The sequence below is a fragment of the Sorangium sp. So ce1036 genome (genome assembly GCF_051369805.1).
Classification (GTDB): Bacteria; Myxococcota_A; Polyangia; order Polyangiales; family Polyangiaceae; genus Sorangium; species Sorangium cellulosum_F.
The window spans coordinates 4,729,851-4,750,689 of sequence record NZ_JBBMOX010000001.1 but is presented as its reverse complement, the minus strand read 5'-3'; the positions used below and the strand labels follow the sequence as shown (position 1 = coordinate 4,750,689).

12 protein-coding genes are annotated in these 20,839 nt (G+C 71.8%); 3 read left to right on the top strand and 9 right to left on the bottom strand.

What is annotated here, in order from left to right:
* Nucleotides 1–124: 124 nt before the first annotated feature.
* The 3 genes from WMF31_RS17905 to WMF31_RS17895 all read right to left on the bottom strand — a co-directional run bounded on the left by WMF31_RS17905 (nucleotide 125) and on the right by WMF31_RS17895 (nucleotide 6,037).
* The gene (locus WMF31_RS17905) at nucleotides 125–1,507 is read right to left on the bottom strand and encodes a hypothetical protein (protein WP_436603109.1); all 1,383 of its coding nucleotides are present in this window, start codon (nucleotides 1,505–1,507) and stop codon (nucleotides 125–127) included.
* Between the two features lie 222 nt (nucleotides 1,508–1,729).
* Nucleotides 1,730–4,924 carry a hypothetical protein gene (locus WMF31_RS17900; protein WP_129348308.1) on the bottom strand — a complete coding sequence of 1,065 codons (3,195 nt, stop codon included), beginning with the start codon at nucleotides 4,922–4,924 and terminating at the stop codon, nucleotides 1,730–1,732.
* A gap of 237 nt (nucleotides 4,925–5,161) precedes the next feature.
* The gene (locus WMF31_RS17895) at nucleotides 5,162–6,037 is read right to left on the bottom strand and encodes a Kazal-type serine protease inhibitor family protein (protein WP_436603108.1); all 876 of its coding nucleotides are present in this window, start codon (nucleotides 6,035–6,037) and stop codon (nucleotides 5,162–5,164) included.
* Between the two features lie 370 nt (nucleotides 6,038–6,407).
* Between WMF31_RS17895 and WMF31_RS17890 the strand changes: the two genes are divergently transcribed.
* The 3 genes from WMF31_RS17890 (at nucleotide 6,408) to WMF31_RS17880 (ending at nucleotide 11,563) form a co-directional block, all read left to right on the top strand.
* Nucleotides 6,408–7,301 (top strand): class I SAM-dependent methyltransferase, encoded by an 894-nt coding sequence (locus tag WMF31_RS17890; RefSeq protein ID WP_436603107.1) that lies wholly within the window; start codon nucleotides 6,408–6,410, stop codon nucleotides 7,299–7,301.
* 366 nt (nucleotides 7,302–7,667) lie between these two features.
* Nucleotides 7,668–10,184 carry a PEP/pyruvate-binding domain-containing protein gene (locus tag WMF31_RS17885; RefSeq protein ID WP_436603106.1) on the top strand — a complete coding sequence of 839 codons (2,517 nt, stop codon included), beginning with the start codon at nucleotides 7,668–7,670 and terminating at the stop codon, nucleotides 10,182–10,184.
* 113 nt (nucleotides 10,185–10,297) lie between these two features.
* Nucleotides 10,298–11,563: an MFS transporter gene (locus WMF31_RS17880; protein ID WP_436603105.1), complete on the top strand. Its 1,266-nt coding sequence runs from the start codon at nucleotides 10,298–10,300 to the stop codon at nucleotides 11,561–11,563.
* 22 nt (nucleotides 11,564–11,585) lie between these two features.
* Here WMF31_RS17880 and WMF31_RS17875 read toward each other — a convergent pair whose 3' ends face one another.
* From WMF31_RS17875 to WMF31_RS17850, 6 genes are all read right to left on the bottom strand, one after another.
* Nucleotides 11,586–12,173 (bottom strand): ATP-dependent Clp protease proteolytic subunit, encoded by a 588-nt coding sequence (locus WMF31_RS17875; RefSeq protein ID WP_436603104.1) that lies wholly within the window; start codon nucleotides 12,171–12,173, stop codon nucleotides 11,586–11,588.
* Nucleotides 12,174–12,485: 312 nt separating this feature from the next.
* Complete coding sequence (locus tag WMF31_RS17870) at nucleotides 12,486–13,691, bottom strand: Bcr/CflA family efflux MFS transporter (RefSeq protein WP_436603103.1); 1,206 nt, start codon at nucleotides 13,689–13,691, stop codon at nucleotides 12,486–12,488.
* A gap of 59 nt (nucleotides 13,692–13,750) precedes the next feature.
* Nucleotides 13,751–14,497: a class I SAM-dependent methyltransferase gene (locus WMF31_RS17865; protein WP_436603102.1), complete on the bottom strand. Its 747-nt coding sequence runs from the start codon at nucleotides 14,495–14,497 to the stop codon at nucleotides 13,751–13,753.
* An 88-nt stretch (nucleotides 14,498–14,585) separates the two neighbouring features.
* Complete coding sequence (locus tag WMF31_RS17860) at nucleotides 14,586–15,827, bottom strand: cytochrome P450 (protein WP_129348323.1); 1,242 nt, start codon at nucleotides 15,825–15,827, stop codon at nucleotides 14,586–14,588.
* Entirely contained in the window at nucleotides 15,824–16,057 is a 234-nt protein-coding gene (locus WMF31_RS17855; protein ID WP_129348325.1) for a ferredoxin, read from the bottom strand. The genes WMF31_RS17860 and WMF31_RS17855 overlap by 4 nt, the downstream gene beginning before the upstream one ends.
* A 44-nt stretch (nucleotides 16,058–16,101) precedes the next feature.
* Nucleotides 16,102–20,826, bottom strand: coding sequence for a beta-ketoacyl synthase N-terminal-like domain-containing protein (locus WMF31_RS17850; RefSeq protein WP_436603101.1), 4,725 nt, complete (start codon nucleotides 20,824–20,826; stop codon nucleotides 16,102–16,104).
* Nucleotides 20,827–20,839 lie beyond the last annotated feature (13 nt).

Here is a 20,839-nt window from a genome sequence, read left to right as displayed (position 1 = left end):
ACAGCACCGGACGCGCCAGCGCGTCCGCTCCTCGAGGACGGCCGAGGATCCTGCGATGCCTGAATGGCGTGGAGTCGAGCTGGAGGGTCGCGCGGAGGGTGGGCGCTCTTGCCGCGCCGCGATCCTACAGCGGCTTCAGGAAGCGCCGATGGACGTATTTGGCGATCTTCTTGCCGGTCCTGGCCCCGACCTCGCCCGAGCTGCGGTAGTGGATGCCTCCCCACACGCGGGCGTTGATCACCCCCTCGACGGCATCCTTGAGGGATGAGAACACGATGTCTCCACAGGTGTTCGTCCCGACGAGCGGCGCATCCAGGCGGCCGCCGCCGAAGAATTCCATCAGCGCATAGAGGGTCGCGCCGCTCACCATGGGGTGGCCGGCGGGGTATTCTTGGTTCGGCGAGGTGAGCATGAGCGGCTTCCAGTCGGAGCCCGGATAGTAGTGGTCGATCGCCGTGATGGGCCGCCAGAAGTGGTAGAAATTCTTGCTGTTCACGTTGGAGATCATGGCGTCTGCCTGGGTGAGCATGGCGAGCGCAAACACCCGCGCGGCGTCGTGGTTGTCCAGCCCGAAGTCCGTGACGAGCTGCCGGGTGAACGAGTACGTGCCGCCGAAGACGAACCCATCGCAGGCTTCCCACCAGAGGGCCTCGAAGGCCTGCTGCGGGGTGCGCACGGCGCTGTCGGCCGCGCCGTAGACGCGGGTCTCCTCCAGGTCCCTGCGGAAGGCGCCGTTTCTGTGGCTGGGCGGAGGAGCGCAACGGAACTGATGGTTCGAGGTCATGGTCCAGGGGGTCATGTACCCCCACCAGAAGAAGAACGGCTGCGACGAGCCGGGGAACGTGTCGGCCGGGTCGAGCATGACATACTCCCCCGGGAGACCGGTCATCGGGTCGTCATCACCGTCGTTGTCGAGGAACTCGAACTCCAGATCATCAGGGTTGTTCCACCCGTCGCCGAGGCGCTCGTTCCACAGCTGGATGGCGGCCGCTTCGCCGATCCGGATCCCCTCTGTCTTCGCCGGGCCGTCCGCGATCGCCGCCAGCTGCATGTCATAGGTGGTCTCCACCATCGGCAACATGTCCTGGAGGAGCGGATTCGAGAACTCCGGCGGGAGGCTCTGGTTCGAGTAGAAGTTGATGTAGGTCGCCAGCATCGTCCGCCCTGCCGCAGCCAGGGCCGCCTCGGGCGAGGCGGGGCCCTGGGTGGCCACGGGCGGCAGGTACGTGTGATAGCGAGCGGTCTCGGGGATCGCGTTGAGCGCGTCGTGGATCGAGACGTGCAGGAGCGCCGCGAGCCGCGAGGCCATGAAGAACCCCGTCAGCGGCTCCATCTGCGCCATGACCGTGTTCCAGTCACGTACCTCCTGGCTGGCGCGAGCCTCGCCGGACCAGGAGAGCGCGGCGACCGATACCGCCGCCGCCAGGATCCCCCTCCACCCTCGGCCCATCATGCCGGTGCTGATCGGGGCACACGCGTCCTTTGGGTCACGTTCGGACAGAAGCATTGAACACCCCCTAGCAAGATCAGGCAGAGACGCCGCACCATGCTGTGCGACCCCCCCGATCCTAGAAATACGATTTCGTCCAAGACGTGCCAATGCATTCCGCCAGTATTTTTGTGTTTTGCGATTTCCCCCTGGAAACGGAGCGCACACATCGCCTCGATTTTGTATGCGGCACCACGGGCCGCACGGCGCTGTGCGCGCTCCGGGACCGACCGTGTTCGCTCAGCCGTCCGGCGTCTGCGCCGCGAGCAGGTGCAGCCGGGTGAGCGTCCCCTCGACGAGCGTGTGGCCCTCGGCCTCGCCGGTCGCGGCGATCTCCGCGATGATGCCGTTCAGCGCCTCCAGCAGCCGATCGGAGCGCTCCGTCGACAGCGACACGACCGCGGGCAGGATGTTGTCCGCCGGAGGATCGTAGGACTGGCTCATGGCCAGGTAGATGGCGCGGACGCTGTTCAGGTGGGCGTCATCGTCGCCGTCGCCGGTGAGCAGCGACTCGCCGCCGTAGAGGAGCGAGCGCAGGGCGTCGTTCTGCTCGAGCGAGCGCGGGAAGCCGAGGGCGACGTACGATTCCCAGAGCCGCTTCGAGCCGGTGAGCTGCCTGCCGGCGGCCTCGATGGGGTCGCCGAGCTGCGAGAGCCTGGCCGCCACCTGGCCGTAGAACACGCGCTGCAGATCCACGAGCTTGCGCTGCACCGCGGCGCGCGTCTGGCTCAGGAGGGACGAGGTGGCGAGGAGGCGGCGCGAGACCAGCGAGCGCTGGCTCCAGACCGACTCGGAGAGCCGGCCCTCCGGCGACCAGAGGGCGTCGGGGTTGAACGGCGGATCGTTGGTCCGGATCAGCCGCTGCGCCCGCTCGTTGGTCTTGAACCGGATCTCGTGGACCGCGGTCGAGCCGTACATCACCCGGATCACGACATCGAGCCGGAAGGTCCAGAACGCGCCCCAGGGGACCTCCGACCACGTGTCCCAGGTCCACGTGGCGAAGATGCACGGCTTCATGTCGGAGAGCCCGCCCAGGTTGTCCGCGATCATGAACGGCGCGAGCGGGGCGTAGTCGGCGGCGAAGGCGCTCAGGTCGAGCGGAAACGATGCCCGGCCGTCCTTGAAGGCGATGTTCCGGCACGAGCGGAGCTCCTTCGTGCCCTTGATGTCGTGCGTGGTCGGGACCTGGTCCGGGCCGCGCCACAGGTCGATGCCGTGGAGCCTGTTGCTCGGGGTGCTCTCGAACGTGGCCTCGAGCTGCGAGATGGCGTTGCGCAGCGCGGTCATCCGGCCGCGGTGGTGGTCCGAAAGCCGCGTCATCAGCGCCGTCGAGGCGATCCGGTCGAGCCCCGCCGCCACGTCCTCGCCCGCGTCGAGGACGCGCGCGAGCCGGCCCGGGTCGATCTGGCTCGCGTGCGCGGGCCACTCCTCGCCGAGCTGCGCATAGCTCTCCGCCGCGATCATCCAGGTGAGCGGGTTGGCCAGCCGCTCGGCCGAGAGGCGCGGGAGGCCGAACCGGACCGAGGGGAGCTCGCTCAGGTAATTGATGTTGGTCGCGAGCGGGTAGTTGCCGAGCTCGGACGCGAGCTGGCCGTCCTGATAGGACCGGCTCGCCGGGCCCGCCTGGATGGCGTCCTTCGCGGTGAAATAGCCCCAGGTGTAGAAGCGGTTCTCCCCGTCGAGGTACGTCGGGGAATACGGCATCTCGAGCCCGGTGCGCCGCCGGTAGTCGAGGAAGCCGGCGATGCCCTCCACGAGCGGCTGCCGCTCCGCCGCGTCGAGGAACGCGTACAGGTCGCGATCCAGCCGGTCGAGGTCGGCCTGCACGGTGTAGAGGGCGAGCTGCACCTCCTCGAGATCCGCCTCGATCTCGCCGAGCTCGAAGTCGATGTGGGCGAACTGCTCCATCATCGCGTCGTAGACGTCGTTGAGCTTCTGATCGAGGCGGTCGAAGCGGGCGTGCATCTCGGTGCGGACGTCGGCGACGAGCGCGCGGATGTCGCGCAGGCTCTTCAGGATCTTCTGGTTGACCGACTCCTGCTCGCTCTCGCCGAACAGCGACGCGATCTGGAGGACGGCCGCGACCATGCCCCCCGTGAACACGGCGGCGCCGATGACCTTGAGGCCGGTCTCCCCGAGGTCGAGGAGGTCGACGAGCTTCGAGGCCGTCTCGATGGCGCTCTCGGAGTATTTCGAGAAGCTGTCGAGGAGGATCGAGGTCGTCCGACTCAGGATCTCGATGTCCTTCGCGAACGCGGGGTCGTTGGAGAGCGACGCCAGCTTCGCGGCGGCCCGGAGCGCGGAGGTGGCGCCCGACTTCACGGTGTCGAGCTTTCCGGCGAGCGCTTGCTGCTTCTTCTTCGCGTCCTCGATGGCCTTCTTCAGCTTCGCCTCGGCGTCGCTCGCGGAGAGCGCGGTCGAGCCGGCGCCGGGCGCGCCCACGATCGATCGCGCGGCCAGGAGATCCTGCTCGGCGGCGTCGAGGGCGAAGAGGCTGTCGGCGTAGCCCCGCGTCTGCGCGAGCGCCGAGCTGCTGGCGGCCTCGATGAGGGTCTCGACCGCGCCCTGGGTCGCCACGAGGCTGCCGTCCGCCTGGAGGTTTCCGAGGACGAAGCCCCGGAGCGGCTCGACGGGGTGGACGCCGAGGATGTGGCTCGCCGGGTCGGTGGTCCTCACGGCGAGGCGCTGCTGGAGGACGCTGTCGTCGACGGCGGCGGCCAGGGCGCCGCTCTCCCGCGCCGCGGCGTGGAGGCGCTCCCAGGACGCCTCGCGGAAGCGCGCAGCCGCGCCGAGCTGGTCGTGGAGCGAGTCGAGGGGCGACACCTTGCGGATCTCGTCGAGGTCGCTGCGCAGGGCGGAGAGGTAGCCGCGCGCGGCGTCGCGCAGGGCGTCCGCGGGCGCGCCGGCGCCGAGGCCGGGGATCAGGCGCGCGAGCGTCCGGCTGATGAAGCGCATCTCCTGGCCGCTCAGGTCGTGCTGCGGGCTGGGCTGGCTCGCCTCGAGGAGCGCCCACATCTCGGCGATGGCGCTCTGGTACTCCTCTGCCGGGAGCCCGGGGTGGCGCGCGGCGAGCCGGCCCGCGGCGTCGGCCAGGAGGTCGAGCCTGGGGTCGTTGACGGTCGCGGCCGCGGCGGCGTACGCGAGGCGGTCGACCTCGGCCGCGGGGAGGACCGCGGCGGTCGTCACGAGCGCAGACCGCGCCCGGCCGGCGCTGCCGCGGAGGGCGGCGCCGGCCGACGCCGACGAGGACCAGGGGGACGAGGAGACCGCGTAGCTCGCCTCGGCGTCGGGGGCGCCGGTCTCGTGGGGCGCGGCGCACGAGACGCCGGCGAGCACGAGGAGCGCCGCGAAGGGCGTCGTGCGGCGCGCCGGCGGCGAGCGGAGGGGGAGAGCGGGGTGTGGACGTCGGGGCGACTCGTCGATTCGAAGGCTCATGTCGATCACCTCTTCCAGCGTTGCGGCCAGAGAGAACAGGGGGCGGAAGGTGGGTTTGGCTACCGAGCGTGTTCGCGTATTTACGCGCGCGCCGTTCCAGCTCGCGCCGGGGGGATCGCGCAAGGTGGTGCAGGCGACGGCGCGGGCAGGGGCTGACCGGTGGGCTGCGACCGGAGCGGGAGCCATCGAGTCGACGTCACGAGACGACGCGACACCGACGGCCCCCGCGGCGCTCTCTCACAGGCGCGCTGCGCACGCGCCGGGCGACGCCACCGACACGCCCGCCGCGTTCGCGACGCACGCGTTGCTGTACGTCTTGCCGTCGCAGCCGCAGACCGGATCGTACACCTGCAAGCACAGCTCCGGCCTGGGCTCGCAGGTGCCCATCTGGTCGCCCGCGCCGCACTGGGCCTCGAGGCTGTAATTGCAGAACTCCCCGCGCTCGCACATGAGCCCCAGGAGGCCGCCGCACGCCCGCTCCGGCGGAGACGCGCACGCGCCGGGCGACGCCACCGACACGCCCGCTGCGTTCGCGACGCACGCGTTGCTGTACGTCTGACCGTCACAGCCGCAGACCGGCCTGTACTCCTTCGTGCACGCCCGCGGGATGGGCTCGCAGGTGCCCATCTGGTCGCCCGCGCCGCACTGGGCCTCGAGGCTGTAGTCGCAGAACTCCCCGCGCTCGCACGTGAGGCCGGCGATGCCGCCGCACGCATCGTTCGGCGCAGGCGCGCACTCGCCGAGCGACGCCACCGACACGCCCGCCGCGTTCGCCTCGCACTCGTTGCCGTACGTCTTGCCGTCGCAGCCGCAGACCGGATCGTACACCTTCAAACACATCTCCGGGATGGGCTCGCAGGTGCCCATCTGGTCGCCCGCGCCGCACTGGGCCTCGAGGTCGTAGTTGCAGAACTCCCCGCGCTCGCACATGAGCCCCAGGAGGCCGCCGCACGCGTCGCCCCCTCCCCTCACCTCCTGCGACGCGGCGTCGATCGAATCGGCGTCGCCGTCGATCGCCTCCACCTGACAGCCCACGGTGAGCGGAGCCACCGAGAGAGCGAGGAAGAGAACGGACGCGATACGGCTGTTCTTGATGCAATCCCGAATGTTCATGAGGTTCCTCCAGCATCGCCTCGCCGCGCGGCGGGCGATCGTCATGCACGAGCTCCTCCCCGCGGCGGCGACCGACGCGCCCGTGGCCGGGTCGAGCGCCGGAGCGCGGACGCGTCGGCGACGAGACCTTCAGGCGACGGTCGCGATGCCGCGGAGTCGTGGTCCCCTTGGCAGGAGTCGGGCCATGCGAGATCGGCGGCTTTCGTGCGCGGCCGTGGGATCCGGGCCGTCCGGTTCGAGCGAACGCCTGCTCGAACAGGCAGGCGGTTGCACAAGTTGTGCAGTGGCGCTCCGGACGGGGATCTCGGGCGCGGGCGCGCGGGCCCTGCCCCCTGGGGCTCCCGCCCTCGATCGTGGTAGGGAAACGCGCATGCACCGCCGTCCTTACCCCGCCGCGTCCTTCGTCGCCCTCGCCGTCCTCCTCGGCGGCTGCAACGCCACCCCTGACGCTGCCGCTCCTGGCAGCGGCGGACGACGCGATCCCGCGAGCGGCGCGCAGGCCGGCCATGCGGACCACGCCGCCCCCGGTCGGCAGGCAGGCGCTGGTCATGCGGGTCACGCAGCCCACACCGGCCACGGCCATGCCCACGGCCACGGCGCCCACGGCCAGCAGGGCCACGGCGCAGGCCACGGCCACGGCGCAGGCCACGGCCACGGCGCGGGGCCGCTCGTGCACCGCTTCGAGCGGGCCGATGACTGGGTGGCCGCCTTCGAAGGCCCCGAGCGCGACGCCTGGCAGAAGCCCGCGGAGGTCGTCGCCGCCATGCGGCTCGCCCCCGGCATGCGGGTCGCCGACCTCGGGGCCGGGACCGGCTACTTCCTGCCCCACCTCTCCCGCGCGGTCGGGCCGGCCGGCGCGGTCATCGGCCTGGACATCGAGCAGGACATGGTCCGCTACATGACGGAGCGCGCCGCCCGCGAGCGCCTCGCCAACGTCACCGCGCGCCGGGTCAGCCCCGACGATCCCGGGCTCGACCCCGGCTCGGTCGATCGCGTCCTCGTGGTCAACACCTGGCACCACATCCCGGAGCGCCCCGCCTACGCGGCGAAGCTGAGGGCCGCGCTCCGCCCGGGCGGCGCGGTGGTCGTCGTGGATTTCACCGACGCCGCGCGCGTCGGCCCCCCGAAGGAGCACCGCATCGGCGCCGAGACGGTCGCCGCCGAGCTCCGCGCCGGCGGCCTCTCGCCCGAGCTCATCGCGGAGGACCTGCCCGAGCAGTACATCGTCGTGGGCAAGCGCGCCGACGCGGGCGCGGCGCCCTGACGCGACCGGGCACTCCGCGGGCCCGACCGGGGCCTGCATGTCGATGACGTGACGCGGCCTTGCCAGTTATAAGTAACATGATAGTTACTAACCGGCGAGGCGAAGACATCCAAGGACGCTTCCGGTGACGGGGCGAGCGATGCTCGGCCCCGACGGCTCCCGTCCATCGGCAACGACCAAAGGACGGGGCGTCGCTCGGCGCTGATCATCCAGGGCGCGCCGCGTCGCTCGGCGCCCCCGGCGCCCTGCTGGCGAGGCGGTGGCGGAGGGCCGATGGCCGACCGTCTCGATGGGGGTGCTCCGTGAACCCCGCGTGCGCGCCGCGCATGCGGACAATGCAACTTTCTTGTCGCAAGGAGACGCTTGATGCCTGTTCATCCCTTGAGCCAGCTATCCCGAGCCTCCCTGTCCACGGCCGGCGGCAAGGGCGCCAATCTGGGCGAGCTGATCCGACTCGGGCTCTCCGTGCCGCCCGGGTTCGTGGTGAGCGCCGACGCGTACGCGGAGCAAGCGCGCGCGTGGGGGCTCGCCGAGCGCCTCTCGGCGCACCTCGCCGCGAGCCGCTGGGAGGCCGCCTCCTCGGCGGCGGCGGAGCTCTTCCAGCAGGGCGCGATGCTGCCCAGGATCGAGGGCGCGGTCCGCGACGCCCACCGCGACCTCGGCGCGGCGCGGGTCGCGGTCCGCTCCTCGGCGACGGCCGAAGATCTCGCCGACGCCTCGTTCGCGGGCCAGCACGAGACGTACCTCGACGTCGCGGGCGAGGACGAGCTCCTCCTCGCGCTGCGGCGGTGCTGGGCGTCGCTCTGGAGCCCGAGGGCGCTGCGCTACCGGGCGGCGCGCGGCGTCGATCACCTGGGGGTCAACATCGCCGTCGTGGTGCAGCGCATGGTGCCGGCCGAGTTCGCCGGCGTCCTGTTCACCGTGGACCCGGTGGCCCAGCGCGCCGACCGCATGCTCCTGGAGGTCGCGCCGGGCCTGGGCGAGGCCGTGGTCTCAGGGCACACGAGCGGCGATGTATATCGCCTGCGGCGCGCGCCGTTCGCCGAGCCCGCAGGGGCCCGCCCCGCCCCGCCGAACGGCGCCCCGGCCCCCGGCGCGGACGACCTCGCGATCGAGGACCGCGACCGCCGGGAGGCCGGCCGCCCCGCGCCGAGCGACGCCCTGGTGCTCGAGCTGGGCCGCCTCGCGCTCCGCCTCGAGGCGCACTTCGGCTGCCCGCAGGACGTGGAGTTCGCCTTCGCGGGGGGCTCCATCCACCTCCTCCAGTCGCGCCCCATCACCACGCTCGGCGCGGCCGAGATCGAGCCCCTCCCCCCGCTGCCGAGGCTCACCCGCCTCCAGCAGAAGATGCTCGAGGCCAACGACAACGACCGGTTCCCCGTCGCCCCGAAGCCGCTCGATCAATGGGGCCTCCGGATCGCCATCCCTGCGCTCCTCCGCGCGGTGCGCTTCATCGGGGCCGACGTGGACGAGGCCGAGGAGCGCGCGCTGGTGGCCCAGGTGTGGCGTGAGCTGTTCGTCCTGCCGCCGATGCGCCCCACGCTCCGGCTGCTCGGGCTGCCGCGGAAGGTCGCGGCCAGCCTGCGCGACGACGGGATGGCGTGGTGGGAGGGCGTGGCGCTCCCGCGGATCCAGGAGGTCTGCGCGCCGGCCGATCTCCGCGCGATGGACGACGCCGCGCTCCTGCGCCGCGCCGACCGGATCGTCGAGACCACGACCGACGTCCTGGGCGAGCGGTTCGAGCGGAGCGCCAGCCAGATGGTCGCCATCGCCCTGCGCATCCCGGTCACCCTCGCCGTGGGGAGGAAGCGCGCAGACGCCGTGATGGGCGATCTCGTCTCGGGCCTGCACACCCGGACCTCCGACGTCAACCTCGCGCTCTTCCACCTCGCGCGCAAGGCGGTGAGCGCCGCGCCGGAGGTCGCCCGCGCGATCCGCGCGGGGCGCCCGGAGGATCTCCGCGCCTCCGAGGCCGGCCGGGCCTACGTCGCCGAGGTCGAGGCGTTCCTGGACGAGCACGGGCACCGGGAGAGCACGGGGTTTTACCTCTCGGCGCCGACCTGGCAGCAAGACCCCACGCCCGTGTGGAAGCTGCTCCGCGGCCTGCTCGACGCCGCCGAGCCGCCGTCCGAGGAGGCCGGGCTCAAGCGGTATCGCGCGGCGCTCGAGGAGGTCACCCAGGCGCTCCGCTTCGTGCCCCGTCTGCCGGCCGCGTTCCAGGTCGCCCTCGAGCGGCTGCGGCGCGCGATCGTCTTCCGGGAGCGCTCCCACTTCGATCTGATGCGCTCGTTCTCGGCGCTCCAGGCGATCGTCGCCGAGCTCGCGCGCCGCCTCCACGAGCGCGGGCACCTGCCGGGCCCCGACGACATCTTCTACCTGACCGACGCCGAGGTCCGGGCGTGGCTCCGCGGGGGGGCGCCGCCGCTCGACGAGGCGAGGCGGCTCGTGCGACGCAGGCGCGCGACGTACGGGGTGGTCAACGGGAGATGGCAGAAGAGGGCGTTCCAGCCGGCCGCGGGGGGCGCCGCCGGCGGCGAGCTCCGCGGCGTCGGGGCGTCGTCCGGGGTGATCCGTGGGAGGGCGCGCATCGTGCGCGACGAGCGCGAGTTCGAGCGGCTCAAGGCAGGGGAGATCCTGGTCTGCCGGTACACGAACCCCGCATGGACACCGCTGTTCACCCTCGCCGCGGGCGTCGTGACGGACACCGGCGGCGCGGTCTCCCACGCGGCCATCGTCGCGCGCGAGTACGGGATCCCCGCGGTGCTGGGGGCCGCCGGGGCGACCGAGCGCATCCCGGATGGCCAGGAGATCCTCGTGGACGGGACCGAGGGCCGGGTGACCCTCTTGCGCCCGGGGCCCGCGGGCGAGATCGTCCCGGGCTGAGCTTGCTTCGCGCCCGGCGGGCCACCGACGCCTTTCGCGTGGACGCTCCCCCCGGATCCCCTGCCGCGCCGGACACCACGCACGAGCCCCTGCGTGGGAAAGAGAGTGAATCGATGAGCACTGCAGTCGTGGGAGGGCGTCCACGCCCGAGCCGGTGGAGCGACCCGGCGCTGCGCCGCACGGCCGGTTACTATGCGCTCTTCATCTGCCTGGGCCTCAACATGGCCATCACCGGGCCGACCCTCCCCGATCTGGCGCAGCAAACGGGGTCGAGCGTCGGGGACATGGGCTCGCTGTTCCTCGGCGGAGGGGTCGGCTACACGCTCGGTACGCTGTGGGGGGGCAAGCTGTACGATCGCGTGCACGGGCACCTGCTGCTCGGGGGAGCGCAGCTCGTCGCGGCCGCGTGCTTCGCCGCCGCCCCGTCCATCCCCTGGCTGTGGCTCCTCGTGGCCCTCTCGTTCTGCCGGGGCCTCGCGGAGGGGCTGGTCAACACGGGCACGAACGCGCTGCTCCTGTGGACCCACGGGGAGAAGGTCAGCCCGTACATGAACGGGCTGCACTTCTGCTTCGGGGTGGGCGCCTTCATCTCGCCGCTGATGGTCGCGCGCATCCCGGTCGCCTGGGGCGGTTACCGCGCGGCGTACTGGGGCGTGGCCGTCATCTCCGTCCTCGCCGCCCTGAGCGTGCTGGCGATGCGAGACAGGCCCGAGCCCCCGGAGCGGGCCGCGCAGGCGTCCGCAGCGCAGGGCGCGGACCGCGACGTTCGCCTCCTCCCGGTGCTCGTGGCGGTGGTGTACCTCTTCGCCTACGTCGGCGGGGAAATCTCGTTCGGGAGCTGGATCTACACCTACGCCGTCACGCTGGGCGTCGCCTCGGCGGCCGGGGCCGCCTACCTCACGTCGGGGTTCTGGCTCTCGTTCACTGTCGGGAGGCTGGTCTCGATCCCCGTGGCGATCCGCTTCACGCCGCGCCAGGTCATCCCCGTCGCGCTGGGCGCCTGCCTCGCGCTGTCCGCGCTGATGCTGCTCCTGCCGCCCTCGATCGCGCTGCTGTGGGGCGCCACGCTCGGGCTCGGGTTCTGCATGGCGCCGCTCTGGCCCAGCGGTTTCACGCTCGCGGGGCAGATCATGCCCATGACGGCGTTCGCGACCGGGCTGGTGCTGCTCGGCGACAGCCTCGGCAGCATGGTCCTCCCGGCCATCACCGGAAAGCTGATCGAGGGGGTGGGCCTGGACAGGCTGGCGTACTCGCTGCCGCTGCTCGTGCTCGGGAGCCTCGTGGTCACGGGGCTCGCGTACCTCGCGCTGCTCTTCCTCGGCCGAAAGACAGCGGCGGCGCCGGCGTCGAGCGTGGCGCGCGACGGCGCGCAGCCGTGAGCCGCAGGCGCGCCGCGGCCGCCTAGCGAATCTCGTCGGACTTCTGGATGATCTGGCCCACGAGCCCGTACTCCTTGGCGGAGACGGCATCGAGCCAGAAGTTGCGCTTGGTGTCCGCCTCGATCCTCTCGAGGGGCTGGCCCGTCTGACGCGCGAAGATCCGGTTGAGCCGGTCCTTCATCATGAGGATCTGCTGCACCTCGATATCGATGACGCTGTAGGGCCCGCTCATCCCGCCCGAGGGCTGGTGCAGGAGGAAGCGCGTGTTGGGGAGGCAGTACCGATCCTCGACCGGCACCGCGACGTAGATCAGCGCGCCCGCGCTCGCGACCCACCCGCTGCCGACCATGCGCACCCGCGGCCGGACGAAGCGGATCATGTCGTGGATCGTGTCGCCCGACTCGACGTGCCCCCCCTGAGAGTTGATGAAGATCGTGATCGGAGCGTCGCTGTCGGCAGACAGCGCAAGGAGCTGAGTCGTCACCTCACTGGCGAGCGACTGATTGATGTCGCCGCTGATGACGATCGCGCGCTGCTTGAAGAGGCGATCGCGCATCGATTCGGTGAGGACGGTCGACGGACGTTTCTCGTCATCCGGTTCGGGCGGCATCGTTAGTACTCCAGAAGAGATGGACAGACGTGGAGCCTGGTGCGGGGTGCAGGGTTCGCGTGATACGGGCTCATCCGAGCCGTTCGGCTCACGGCGACGTATTGATTGATTCTCATCCGTCGCCTGGAGGCTCCGCCCGTACCCCTCGGGCCTGCTCCCCGCTCTAGATCGGGCGCGATGCCATGTCAAGGCGACGTGTACCATGTGGGGGCACATCTCCACGCGCGCTGCTGTGCTCCCGAGAACGCCGCCATCGCCTGCGCGGCGCGGCCCCTGACGCGCGGGCCGCGCGTGGAGGCGTTTGGGGTGGGCTCACCCGCCGGCCACCGCCGTGATCTGCGCGCCTCGCCTGCCCCAGTACAGCGACACGTTCATGACGAGCGCGAACAGCAACATCGTGCCTGTCATGGCCAGCACCCCTATCCGGTCGAACGCCAGCGACGCGAGGAACGTCGACGCGAAGGCCATGAGCGCGACCAGGAACCCGGCCGCGCTGGCGCACGCCCCGGCCCGATCCGGATGAGACTTGATGAGGTAGGCCGTGCCGGTCGGCACGAGGAACCCGTTGCCCAGGGTCAAGAGCATGGCCGGCGGCACGAGCTGCCAGTGCGACGAGACGCCCTGGCTCGAGCTCGCCAGCAGGATGACCGCGCCCGCGAGCCCCAGGCCGGCGCCGAGCGCGCAGCTGCCCCGGTCGCCGAGCGACGGGTGGACGCGCCGCCCGATCTCGGCGCCGACGATGAACGCGACGACGAGGGGCAGGTACATCGAGCCGATGACGTTGGGCGGGTAGCCCAGCCCCGACAGCACGAGGGGCAACAGGGTCAGAAAGGCGAAGTACGCCCCGAGGCCACAGCCGATCGCGCCGGCGTGCCCGAGGAAGAAGCGGCTCCGCAAGAGGCCCGCGTACTGGCGGAGCAGCTTGCTCGCCGAGAAGGGCTGGCGCGCCTCGCGCGAGAGCGACTCGCGGTACACGAGCGCCGTCCAGGCGAGGAGCGCCACCGTGAGGCCCGTGAGCAGCCAGAACACCGAGCGCCACCCCAGCGACTGGGCCATGTAGCCGCCGAGCAGCGGCGCGAGCGCCGGCGACAGGCTGCCGACGGCCATGAGCCGCGCGAACAGCCGCTGGACCTCGTCGCCCTGGAAGAGGTCGAACACCATCGGCTGCCAGAGGACGTACGCCGCGCCCACGCCGATCGCCTGGACCAGCCGGAACGCCAGGAACGCCTCGATGCTGCCGGCGGAGATGCAGCCGAGCGTGCCCAGGAGGAACAGCGTCAGGCCGACCAGGAGCGGCGGCTTGCGCCCCACCTGATCGGACAGGGCGCCATAGAAGAGCTGCGCGACGGCGAACCCGGCCATGTAAATGCTGATCGACAGCCCCACCCTGGCGGCGTCGCTCTGAAAATGGCGCTGGATCGCGCCGAGCGACGGAACGAACATCTCGGACGCGAACAGCCCGACGACCGACAGCAAGGTCGCGTAGACCAGGAACAACGCTTTGCCGAACCCTGACATCGACTCTCCTACCCTGTCCGCGGGCGGACGGAGCGAGACATTTCCCTTGAAAGGACCGCTCAGGGGCGGACCGCGATCACCCCGAAGCTCTCTCGACCGTCGAGGCGAATGGCGTCCGGATAGTACGGTCGGGGGATGAACGACGACCGCTCGATCCGGAACCCGGCCCGCGAGAAGAACGGGGGGAACGTGTCCTCATCGAGGAAGTGGGCCGACTCGGGCACGAGGGCGCGGTACTCGGGAACGACGATCTCCCGGAAGTTCTCGCACCAGCCGGGCCACACGTCGCCCCGGGCCTTGCGCTCGCGGTAGACGGGCATGAACGCCTGGATCGACCTCAGGTAGACCGTGTCGACCACGGCGAACACCTTGCCGCCCGGCGCGAGCGCCGACCACAGCCTGGCCACCGCGGCCTCGATCTCCCGGGGCATCATGTAGTGCATGACGCGCGAGATCAAGACCGCCCCCAGGCTCCCGGGGGGGAGATCGAGCTCGTCCGGAAACCGCCCCGGCATCAGGCGCAGGAGGGGCCGCAACGCCGGTGGGGTGCGCTCCCTGAGGATCTCGAGGTGGCGCGGCTCGATGTCGTTGGCGATGATCGGGACATTCCGCTTCAGGACCTGCAGGGAGGCCGCCCCGAAGGCCGTGCCGATCTCGAGCGCCTGGCCCGGGGCCTGGCCGGCGAACTCGATGAAGGCCTTGGTGTACTCGTCGTCGACATGCTCGATCGCGAGCCCGGTCTGGTTCAGGGTGGAGACCAGGCCATCGCGGGCCTCGGGCATCGGGTGCGGGGCAGCGTCGGACATGCGCGAACTCTCCTCTAGCTGGTTCATGACAAGCAGGTGATGGACGTTGAAAGGAAGCCGGGGCCTCGCGGGCGCGCGGCGCGACACCTTAACCGCGCAGGCGCACCTTGAGCGAGCTCATGCTGCGGTGAATCGGGTGCTTGTATTCGTACACGGGGGGCGCCTCGAGCCGCATCTCGGGGTAGCGCTCGAGCAGCGTGCCGAGCGCGACCCGGCCCTCGAGGCGCACGAGGTGGGCGCCCAGGCAGTGGTGGGCGCCGCGGCCGAACGACAGGGTGGCCGACGGGTCGCGCGTGACGTCGAGCCGGTCGGCGTCGGGCCACACCTCGGGGTCGTGCATGGCCGCGCCCACATAGCCGTTCACCAGGTCGCCCTTCTGGATGGGCTGCCCGCGAATCGTGAGGTCCTCGAGGGCGAAGCGGGGGATCGCCGCCTTGCTCGAGCTGTCGTAACGCATGAGCTCGTCCATCGCGCCGCTCAGCAGCGACGGGTCCCGCTGCACCAGGCGGCGCTGGTCCTCGTGCCGCAGGAGGTTGTAGAGCGCGAAGTTCAGGGCGTGCACCGTGGTGTCGGTGCCGGCCGCGATGATGATCGTGACGAGCGACACGAGCTCGTCCTCGGTCAGGCGGTCGCCCGCCTCCTGCGCCTGGATGAGCTGGGTGAGCAGGTCGTCGCCGGGCCTGCGGCGGCGGTCGGCGATGATCTCGCGCATCATGCCGACGCCGCGCTCGGCCACGTCCATCGTCTCCGCGAGCCGGTGCGGCGCCATCAGGCGCAGCAGGATCTGCTGGAGGATGGCGTAGCCCCACCGCCCGAACGCCTCCTGGTGCTCCCGCGGGACCCCGAAGATGCCGGCGATGACGCGGATCGGCAGGGGGTGGGCCAGCTCGGCGGCGAAGTCGATGACGTCGCGCTCGTCGGCGCGGGCCCGCGCGAGGAGCTCGTCGAAGAGGGCGCGCGTGTGGCGCTCGAGCTGCGCGACCGCGCGCGCGGAGAAGCTCGGCGCCACCAGGCGCCGGATGCGCAGGTGGTTCTCGACGGACGAGTGGAAAGGGTTGTGATCGAAGATCTTCTCGAGCTCCGAGCCCCTGGGGTACGCCGGCGGCTGCGGGTAGCGCCACGCCCGGGGGTCGATCGTGAAGCGGGGATCCCGGGTCAGCGCGTCGATGTCGGCATACCGCGTGAGCACCCAGAAGCGGCCCGGCTCGTAATAATAGACCGGCGCCCGCTCGCGCATCGGGGCGTAGAACCGCTGCGGGTCCTCGGTGAACTCGAGCGACAGGGGGTCGAACTGGATGTCGAGCGCTCGGCTCGGGGAACTCTGGCTCACGGCTGCGTCCTTTCGGGCTGATGGATCGGGTGGTCGTCCTCGACGAGGCGCAAGGCGCCCTTCGGGCAGTAGCGCACCGCGCGCGCGGCGCGGTCGCGCTGCTCGGCGGTGGGATCGGAGGCGGCGTGGACGTGGAGCTGGCCGCCGCTGTCCAGGCGGAACAGCTCGGGCGCGATGCCCTCGCACACGCCGTTGCCCTCGCAGAGGTTGGCATCAACGATGATCTTCATGGGTGAGACTCCTGGGGCCGGGCCGCGCTCGGCCGGCAATCCGTTCAGGTCCGCTCCTGCGCATAGAGCTCCTCGCACGCCCGGCCGATCGCGCCGAGCGGCCCGTCCTCGTACAGGATCGTCATGTGGTTGGACGCGTCGATGTCGACGATGCGCAGCCGCTTCAGCTCGCGCTCCCAGTCCTGCCAGTAATTCACGTGGTCGAGCGAGAACGGATCTTCCGCCACCTTGTAATACGAGCCGAGCTCGCCGAAGAACAGCCCGCGGCGGTTGCGGAAATAGGTGCAGTCGACGGCATCGGCCCGGGCGAGGGGCTGGATGACGTACTCGCCGACCTTGTAAGCCGCCTGCACCTTCAGGTTGCGCTGGATGAACTCGAGCGCCGCCTCGGGGGTCATCGACAGGCCGCGCTCCGCGACGAGCGACGCGAGCCGCGCGATGAACGCGTCGTCATCGAGGGAGCTGTCGACCTCGCCCTGGTGGATCAGCCGGCGCGTCACCCGCGAGAGGTCCTTCTCGTTGGCCGGCCAGAGCAAGGTGTTGGCGAGCTGCAGCGCGGCGTTCTTGATCAGGAAGTCGGGGCTGACGTTCGTGTTCGTGAAGCCCGTGTTGTCGGGCGAGTCGACCATGACGACCGTGTTCACCGCCTCGCCCTGGAGCTGGAGCTGCCTCACCATCTCGTACGAGATGATGCCCCCGAGGCAGAAGCCGCCCAGGTCGTAGGGCCCCTCGCGCTGCACCGTGCGGAGGATGTCGATGTAGTGCGACGCCATCCTCTCGATGCCCTCGATGGGAGGGTGATTGGTCATGAAGCCGCGCGCCTGGATGGCGTAAAACGGCCGGTTGCTCCGGCGGGCGATCGCCTGGAACGTCTCGACGCTGCCGAGCGCGCCGTGCACCCAGAACACCGGGCGGCCCTGCGTCCTGTCGTTCAGGTGCACGAGCTCCGGGTACCGCACGCGGTGCGCGGCCACCCCCCAGCGCGCGCCGTCGCCCGCGACCTGGAGGAGGCGCGCGACCACGGCGTCGAGCGTGTCGTGCGGCTGCAGCCAGCCCGGCTGGAACGCCGGGAACACGCTCCGGATGTGGCTCACCATCGCCACGAGCAGCAGCGAGTTCAGCCCGTAGCGGTCGAGCGGCTGCCGCCGGTCGATCGTCGCCAGATCGAGCCCCAGCACCGACGCGACGAGGCCGGTGACGAACTCCTCCGGGCCGAGCGCGACGTCGCGCTGCGGGCCCGCCGGCGCCCGCGCGGCCGGGGGCGACGCGCGCTGCGCCTCGGGCTGGCTCCAGCAGCGGAGTCGCCTGAACGGATAGCCCGGCAGCGGCACCCGCCGGCGCGGCGCGCCCTCGTGCAGGAGGCTCCAGTCGATGGATGCCCCCTTGACCCAGTAGCCGGCGATCGTGTCGAGCGCGCCCTCGGCCACGAGCGACCGGACGAGCGCCTCGCCCGCCCGGGTCGAGCACAGCGCGACGATCTCGGCGTTCCTTTGCTCGGCGGTCGCGAGGGCGAGCCGGTGGCCGCCCGTCGGCCTGCCGGCCAGGAGGTCCTCGAGCGCGGCGACGACCGCCTCCCGGGTGTCGGCGACGACGGCCAGCCGGCAATCCATCTCCTCGCGCCCGCGCTGCAGCGTGTACGCCACGTCGGCGAGCGGCAGGTCGGGGGCGCTCGCGAGCCGCGCCGCGAGCAGCCGGGCCCGCTCCCGGAGGCGGTCCTCGTCCTGCGCCGAGAGCACGACGATCTGGGCGGACGCGGGGCCCGCGCCCGCCCCGCCGCGCGGCCCACCCGGCGCGGCCTCCTCCAGCACGGCGTGGGCGTTGACGCCGCCGATGCCGAAGCTGTTGATGCACGCCCGGCGCGGCAGCGGCCGCCCGTCGGCGCCCGTCAGCGAAGGCCACGGCATGTTCTCGGTGGCGATCGCGAGCCGGCTGCCCTCGAGCGAGATGCCGCCGTGGAGCCGGCCGAAGTTCGGAATGGCGGGGATGGTCCCGTGGCGGAGCGCCATGACCGTCTTCATCAAGGCCGCGAGCCCCGAGAACACCTCGGCGTGCCCGAGGCACGGCTTCAGGCTGCCGACGTACGCGGGGGCGACGCCGGGCCCCCCGTCGCCCGCCGCCGGCGACGTCGCCCGCAGGCCCGAGCTCAGCGCCCCGATCTCGGCGCTGTCCGCGAGCGGCGAGCTCATGCCGTGCGCCTCGACGTAGGTGACCGTGCCCGGGTCGATCCCCGCCTCGCCGTAGGCCTGCTGCATGGCGGCCTTCATGCCCCGGATGTTCGGCGCGGTGAACGAGACCCCCTTGCCGCCGTGGGCGACGCCGGTGCCCTTGACCACGGCGTAGATGAAGTCGCCGTCCTCCACCGCCTTCGACAGCGGCTTGATCACGATCGCGCCCACCCCCTCGCTCCGGACGGTGCCCTCCGCGTCGTCCTGGAAGGGGCGCACCTCGCCGCTCGGGCTCAGCATGCCCACCGCCTCCATGCTGGCGAAGCCGGTCGGCGACAGGATCAGGTTCACGCCCCCGACGAGGGCCTGGGCGCACTCGCCCCGCCGGATCGACTGGATCGCGCGGTGCAAGGCCACGAGCGACGACGAGCAGGTCGTCTCGCAGCACTCGCTCGGCCCGTGCAGGTTCATCGCGTAGGAGATGCGGCTCGGGATCGTCGACGGGAGGGGCGTGCTGAGCAGGCTCGCCTCGCCCGGGGCGCCCAGGGGGCCCGGGCCGGGGCGGTACTCGCTCGGGCCCGTGGCGATGAACACGCCCGTGGGGCGATTCGCGAGCTCCCTCGGCGCATAGCCCGCGTCCTCCACCGCGTTCCAGGCCGCCATCAGCATCAGGCGCTGCTCGGGGCTCATCTGCCGGGCCTCCGTCATCGAGACGCCGAAGAACATCGGGTCGAACTCGTGCACCCCGTCGAGGAACCCGCCCCACCGCGCCGCGACGTCGCCCCCGCCGCCCGGGCCGCCGTCGGCGTACGCCTTCCAGTCGTCGCGCTCCAGCGGGGGCGCGGTGATGCAGCGCCGGCCTTGCTCGATGATCTGCCAGAGCGCGTCGACGCCCTCGGCCTGGGGGAACCGGCCGCTCATGCCGATGATCGCGAAGCCCTCGGCCCCGTCGCGGGCCCCGGGCGCCGCCTCCGGCCGCGCGCTCGCCTGCGCCGCCTCCGGCCGCGCGCTCGCCTGCGCCGCGGCCGGAGGCGCGCTCGCCTGCGCCGCGGCCGGCTCCGCCTCGGGGGGAGCGCCCCGGGCCGCCTCGGGTGGCGCGAGCTCGGCCGCCGGTGGCGCCTCGCCCAGGCGCGCCTCGTGGTTCGCCACGATGAAGTCGCGGAGCTGCGCCACGGTGCCGTGCTCGAACATCGCGGTGATGTCGAGGTCGATGCCGAGCCGCTCGTTGATGGCGCGCGTCACGCTCACCGCGAGGATCGAGTCCAGGCCGTAGGTCGAGAACGGCTCGTCCGCGCGGATGCGGTCGCGCGCGATGCGCAGCGACGCCGCGAGCTCGTCGACGATCGCCTGCCCCACGCGGTCGCCGGCGGCCGGGGGCCGCGGGGCGCCGCCGTTCGCGGCGCGCGCCCCCGCGCCCCCGGCCCGGTCGCCGGGCGCGACGCGCGCCGCGGCAGCGCCGTTCGCGCCGTTCGTCGGGCGCGGCTCCCGCCCGGGGGCCGGACGCGCCTGGGCCTCGCGCGCCTGGGGCCCCTCGCCGTCGAGCAGCCACACGACGCCGTCGCTCTCGGCCACGATGAGCTCGCCGAGCTCGGACGCGCCGAGGCAGGGGAACGCGACCGACACGAACCGCTCGGCCTCGAGCACATGGCGCCACGTCTCGACCGAGAGGCCCGGGCTGCCCGGGAGGCGCAGCTCCGGGTCCTCGTACAGCCACCACCCCTCGAGCAGCCCGAAGGTCAGGTGGTTGAACAGGTTGTTGCCCGTCATCTCGTTCAGGAAGAGCAGGCCGTTCTTCTTGAGCAGCGCCTTCGTGTTGCGCAGCGTCCTCCGGATGCTGCGGGTCGCGTGCAGCACGTTCGCCGCGATCACGAGGTCGTAGCCGGCGACGTCGAAGCCCTGCCCGGCGACCGGGAGCTCGATGTTCAGCGCGCGGAAGGTCAGGAAGGGATATGCCGGGCCGTACGAGGTCTCGGCGTGGTTCAGGAACGCCCTGGAGATGTCCGTGTAGCAATACTCGCGCACGGCGAGCCCGCGCTCGGCGAGGGCGCGCAGGACGACGGCGCTCGTCGACCCGGTGCCCGCGCCGATCTCGAGGATCCTGACCCCCGCCCCCGGCTCCAGGGACATGCGGTGTCGCACGTGCGCGGAGACCTGCGCGGCCAGCACCGCGTTGAACAGCGCCACCATCGGGTTGCTCTTGTACGCGGCCTCGACCAGCGCGAGCGACGAGCCAGGGAAGATGACCTCCGTCGCCGCCTTCCGGCCGGTGAGGATCTCCGGCAAGGCGCGCATCGTCGCCTCGAGCAGGACGTGGCCGGCGGCCAGATCGGGGTTCTGCAGCCAGCGGGCCTTCTCCTCGTCCCACCGCCGCCACAGCGCGTCGGGCCCGCCGGCGCCGGCGGCGACGGCCGCGCGGATACGGTCGCCTTGCCGTTCGAGATAGCCCTCTCGCTCGAGGACGCGGACGCACTCGCGGAACCACCCGTCGTAGGCGGGGAGCAGGCCGCCTGCCTCCCTCGCCTCGGTCACGGTCTGCCCCCGCCGGCCGAGCGCGCCGAGCTCGCGCAGATGCCAAAAGACCATGTCGATCAGCAGTTTCTTCATGACAGGTTTCCTC

Bases quoted from the DNA above. Each gene is read 5' to 3' on its own strand.
- WMF31_RS17885 (WP_436603106.1), top strand. From the start codon at position 7,668: ATGCCTGTTCATCCCTTGAGCCAGCTATCCCGAGCCTCCCTGTCCACG.
- WMF31_RS17895 (WP_436603108.1), bottom strand. From the start codon at position 6,037: ATGAACATTCGGGATTGCATCAAGAACAGCCGTATCGCGTCCGTTCTC.
- WMF31_RS17855 (WP_129348325.1), bottom strand. From the start codon at position 16,057: ATGAAGATCATCGTTGATGCCAACCTCTGCGAGGGCAACGGCGTGTGC.
- WMF31_RS17850 (WP_436603101.1), bottom strand. From the start codon at position 20,826: ATGAAGAAACTGCTGATCGACATGGTCTTTTGGCATCTGCGCGAGCTC.
- WMF31_RS17880 (WP_436603105.1), top strand. From the start codon at position 10,298: ATGAGCACTGCAGTCGTGGGAGGGCGTCCACGCCCGAGCCGGTGGAGC.
- WMF31_RS17870 (WP_436603103.1), bottom strand. From the start codon at position 13,691: ATGTCAGGGTTCGGCAAAGCGTTGTTCCTGGTCTACGCGACCTTGCTG.
- WMF31_RS17865 (WP_436603102.1), bottom strand. From the start codon at position 14,497: ATGTCCGACGCTGCCCCGCACCCGATGCCCGAGGCCCGCGATGGCCTG.
- WMF31_RS17905 (WP_436603109.1), bottom strand. From the start codon at position 1,507: ATGCTTCTGTCCGAACGTGACCCAAAGGACGCGTGTGCCCCGATCAGC.
- WMF31_RS17900 (WP_129348308.1), bottom strand. From the start codon at position 4,924: ATGAGCCTTCGAATCGACGAGTCGCCCCGACGTCCACACCCCGCTCTC.
- WMF31_RS17875 (WP_436603104.1), bottom strand. From the start codon at position 12,173: ATGCCGCCCGAACCGGATGACGAGAAACGTCCGTCGACCGTCCTCACC.
- WMF31_RS17890 (WP_436603107.1), top strand. From the start codon at position 6,408: ATGCACCGCCGTCCTTACCCCGCCGCGTCCTTCGTCGCCCTCGCCGTC.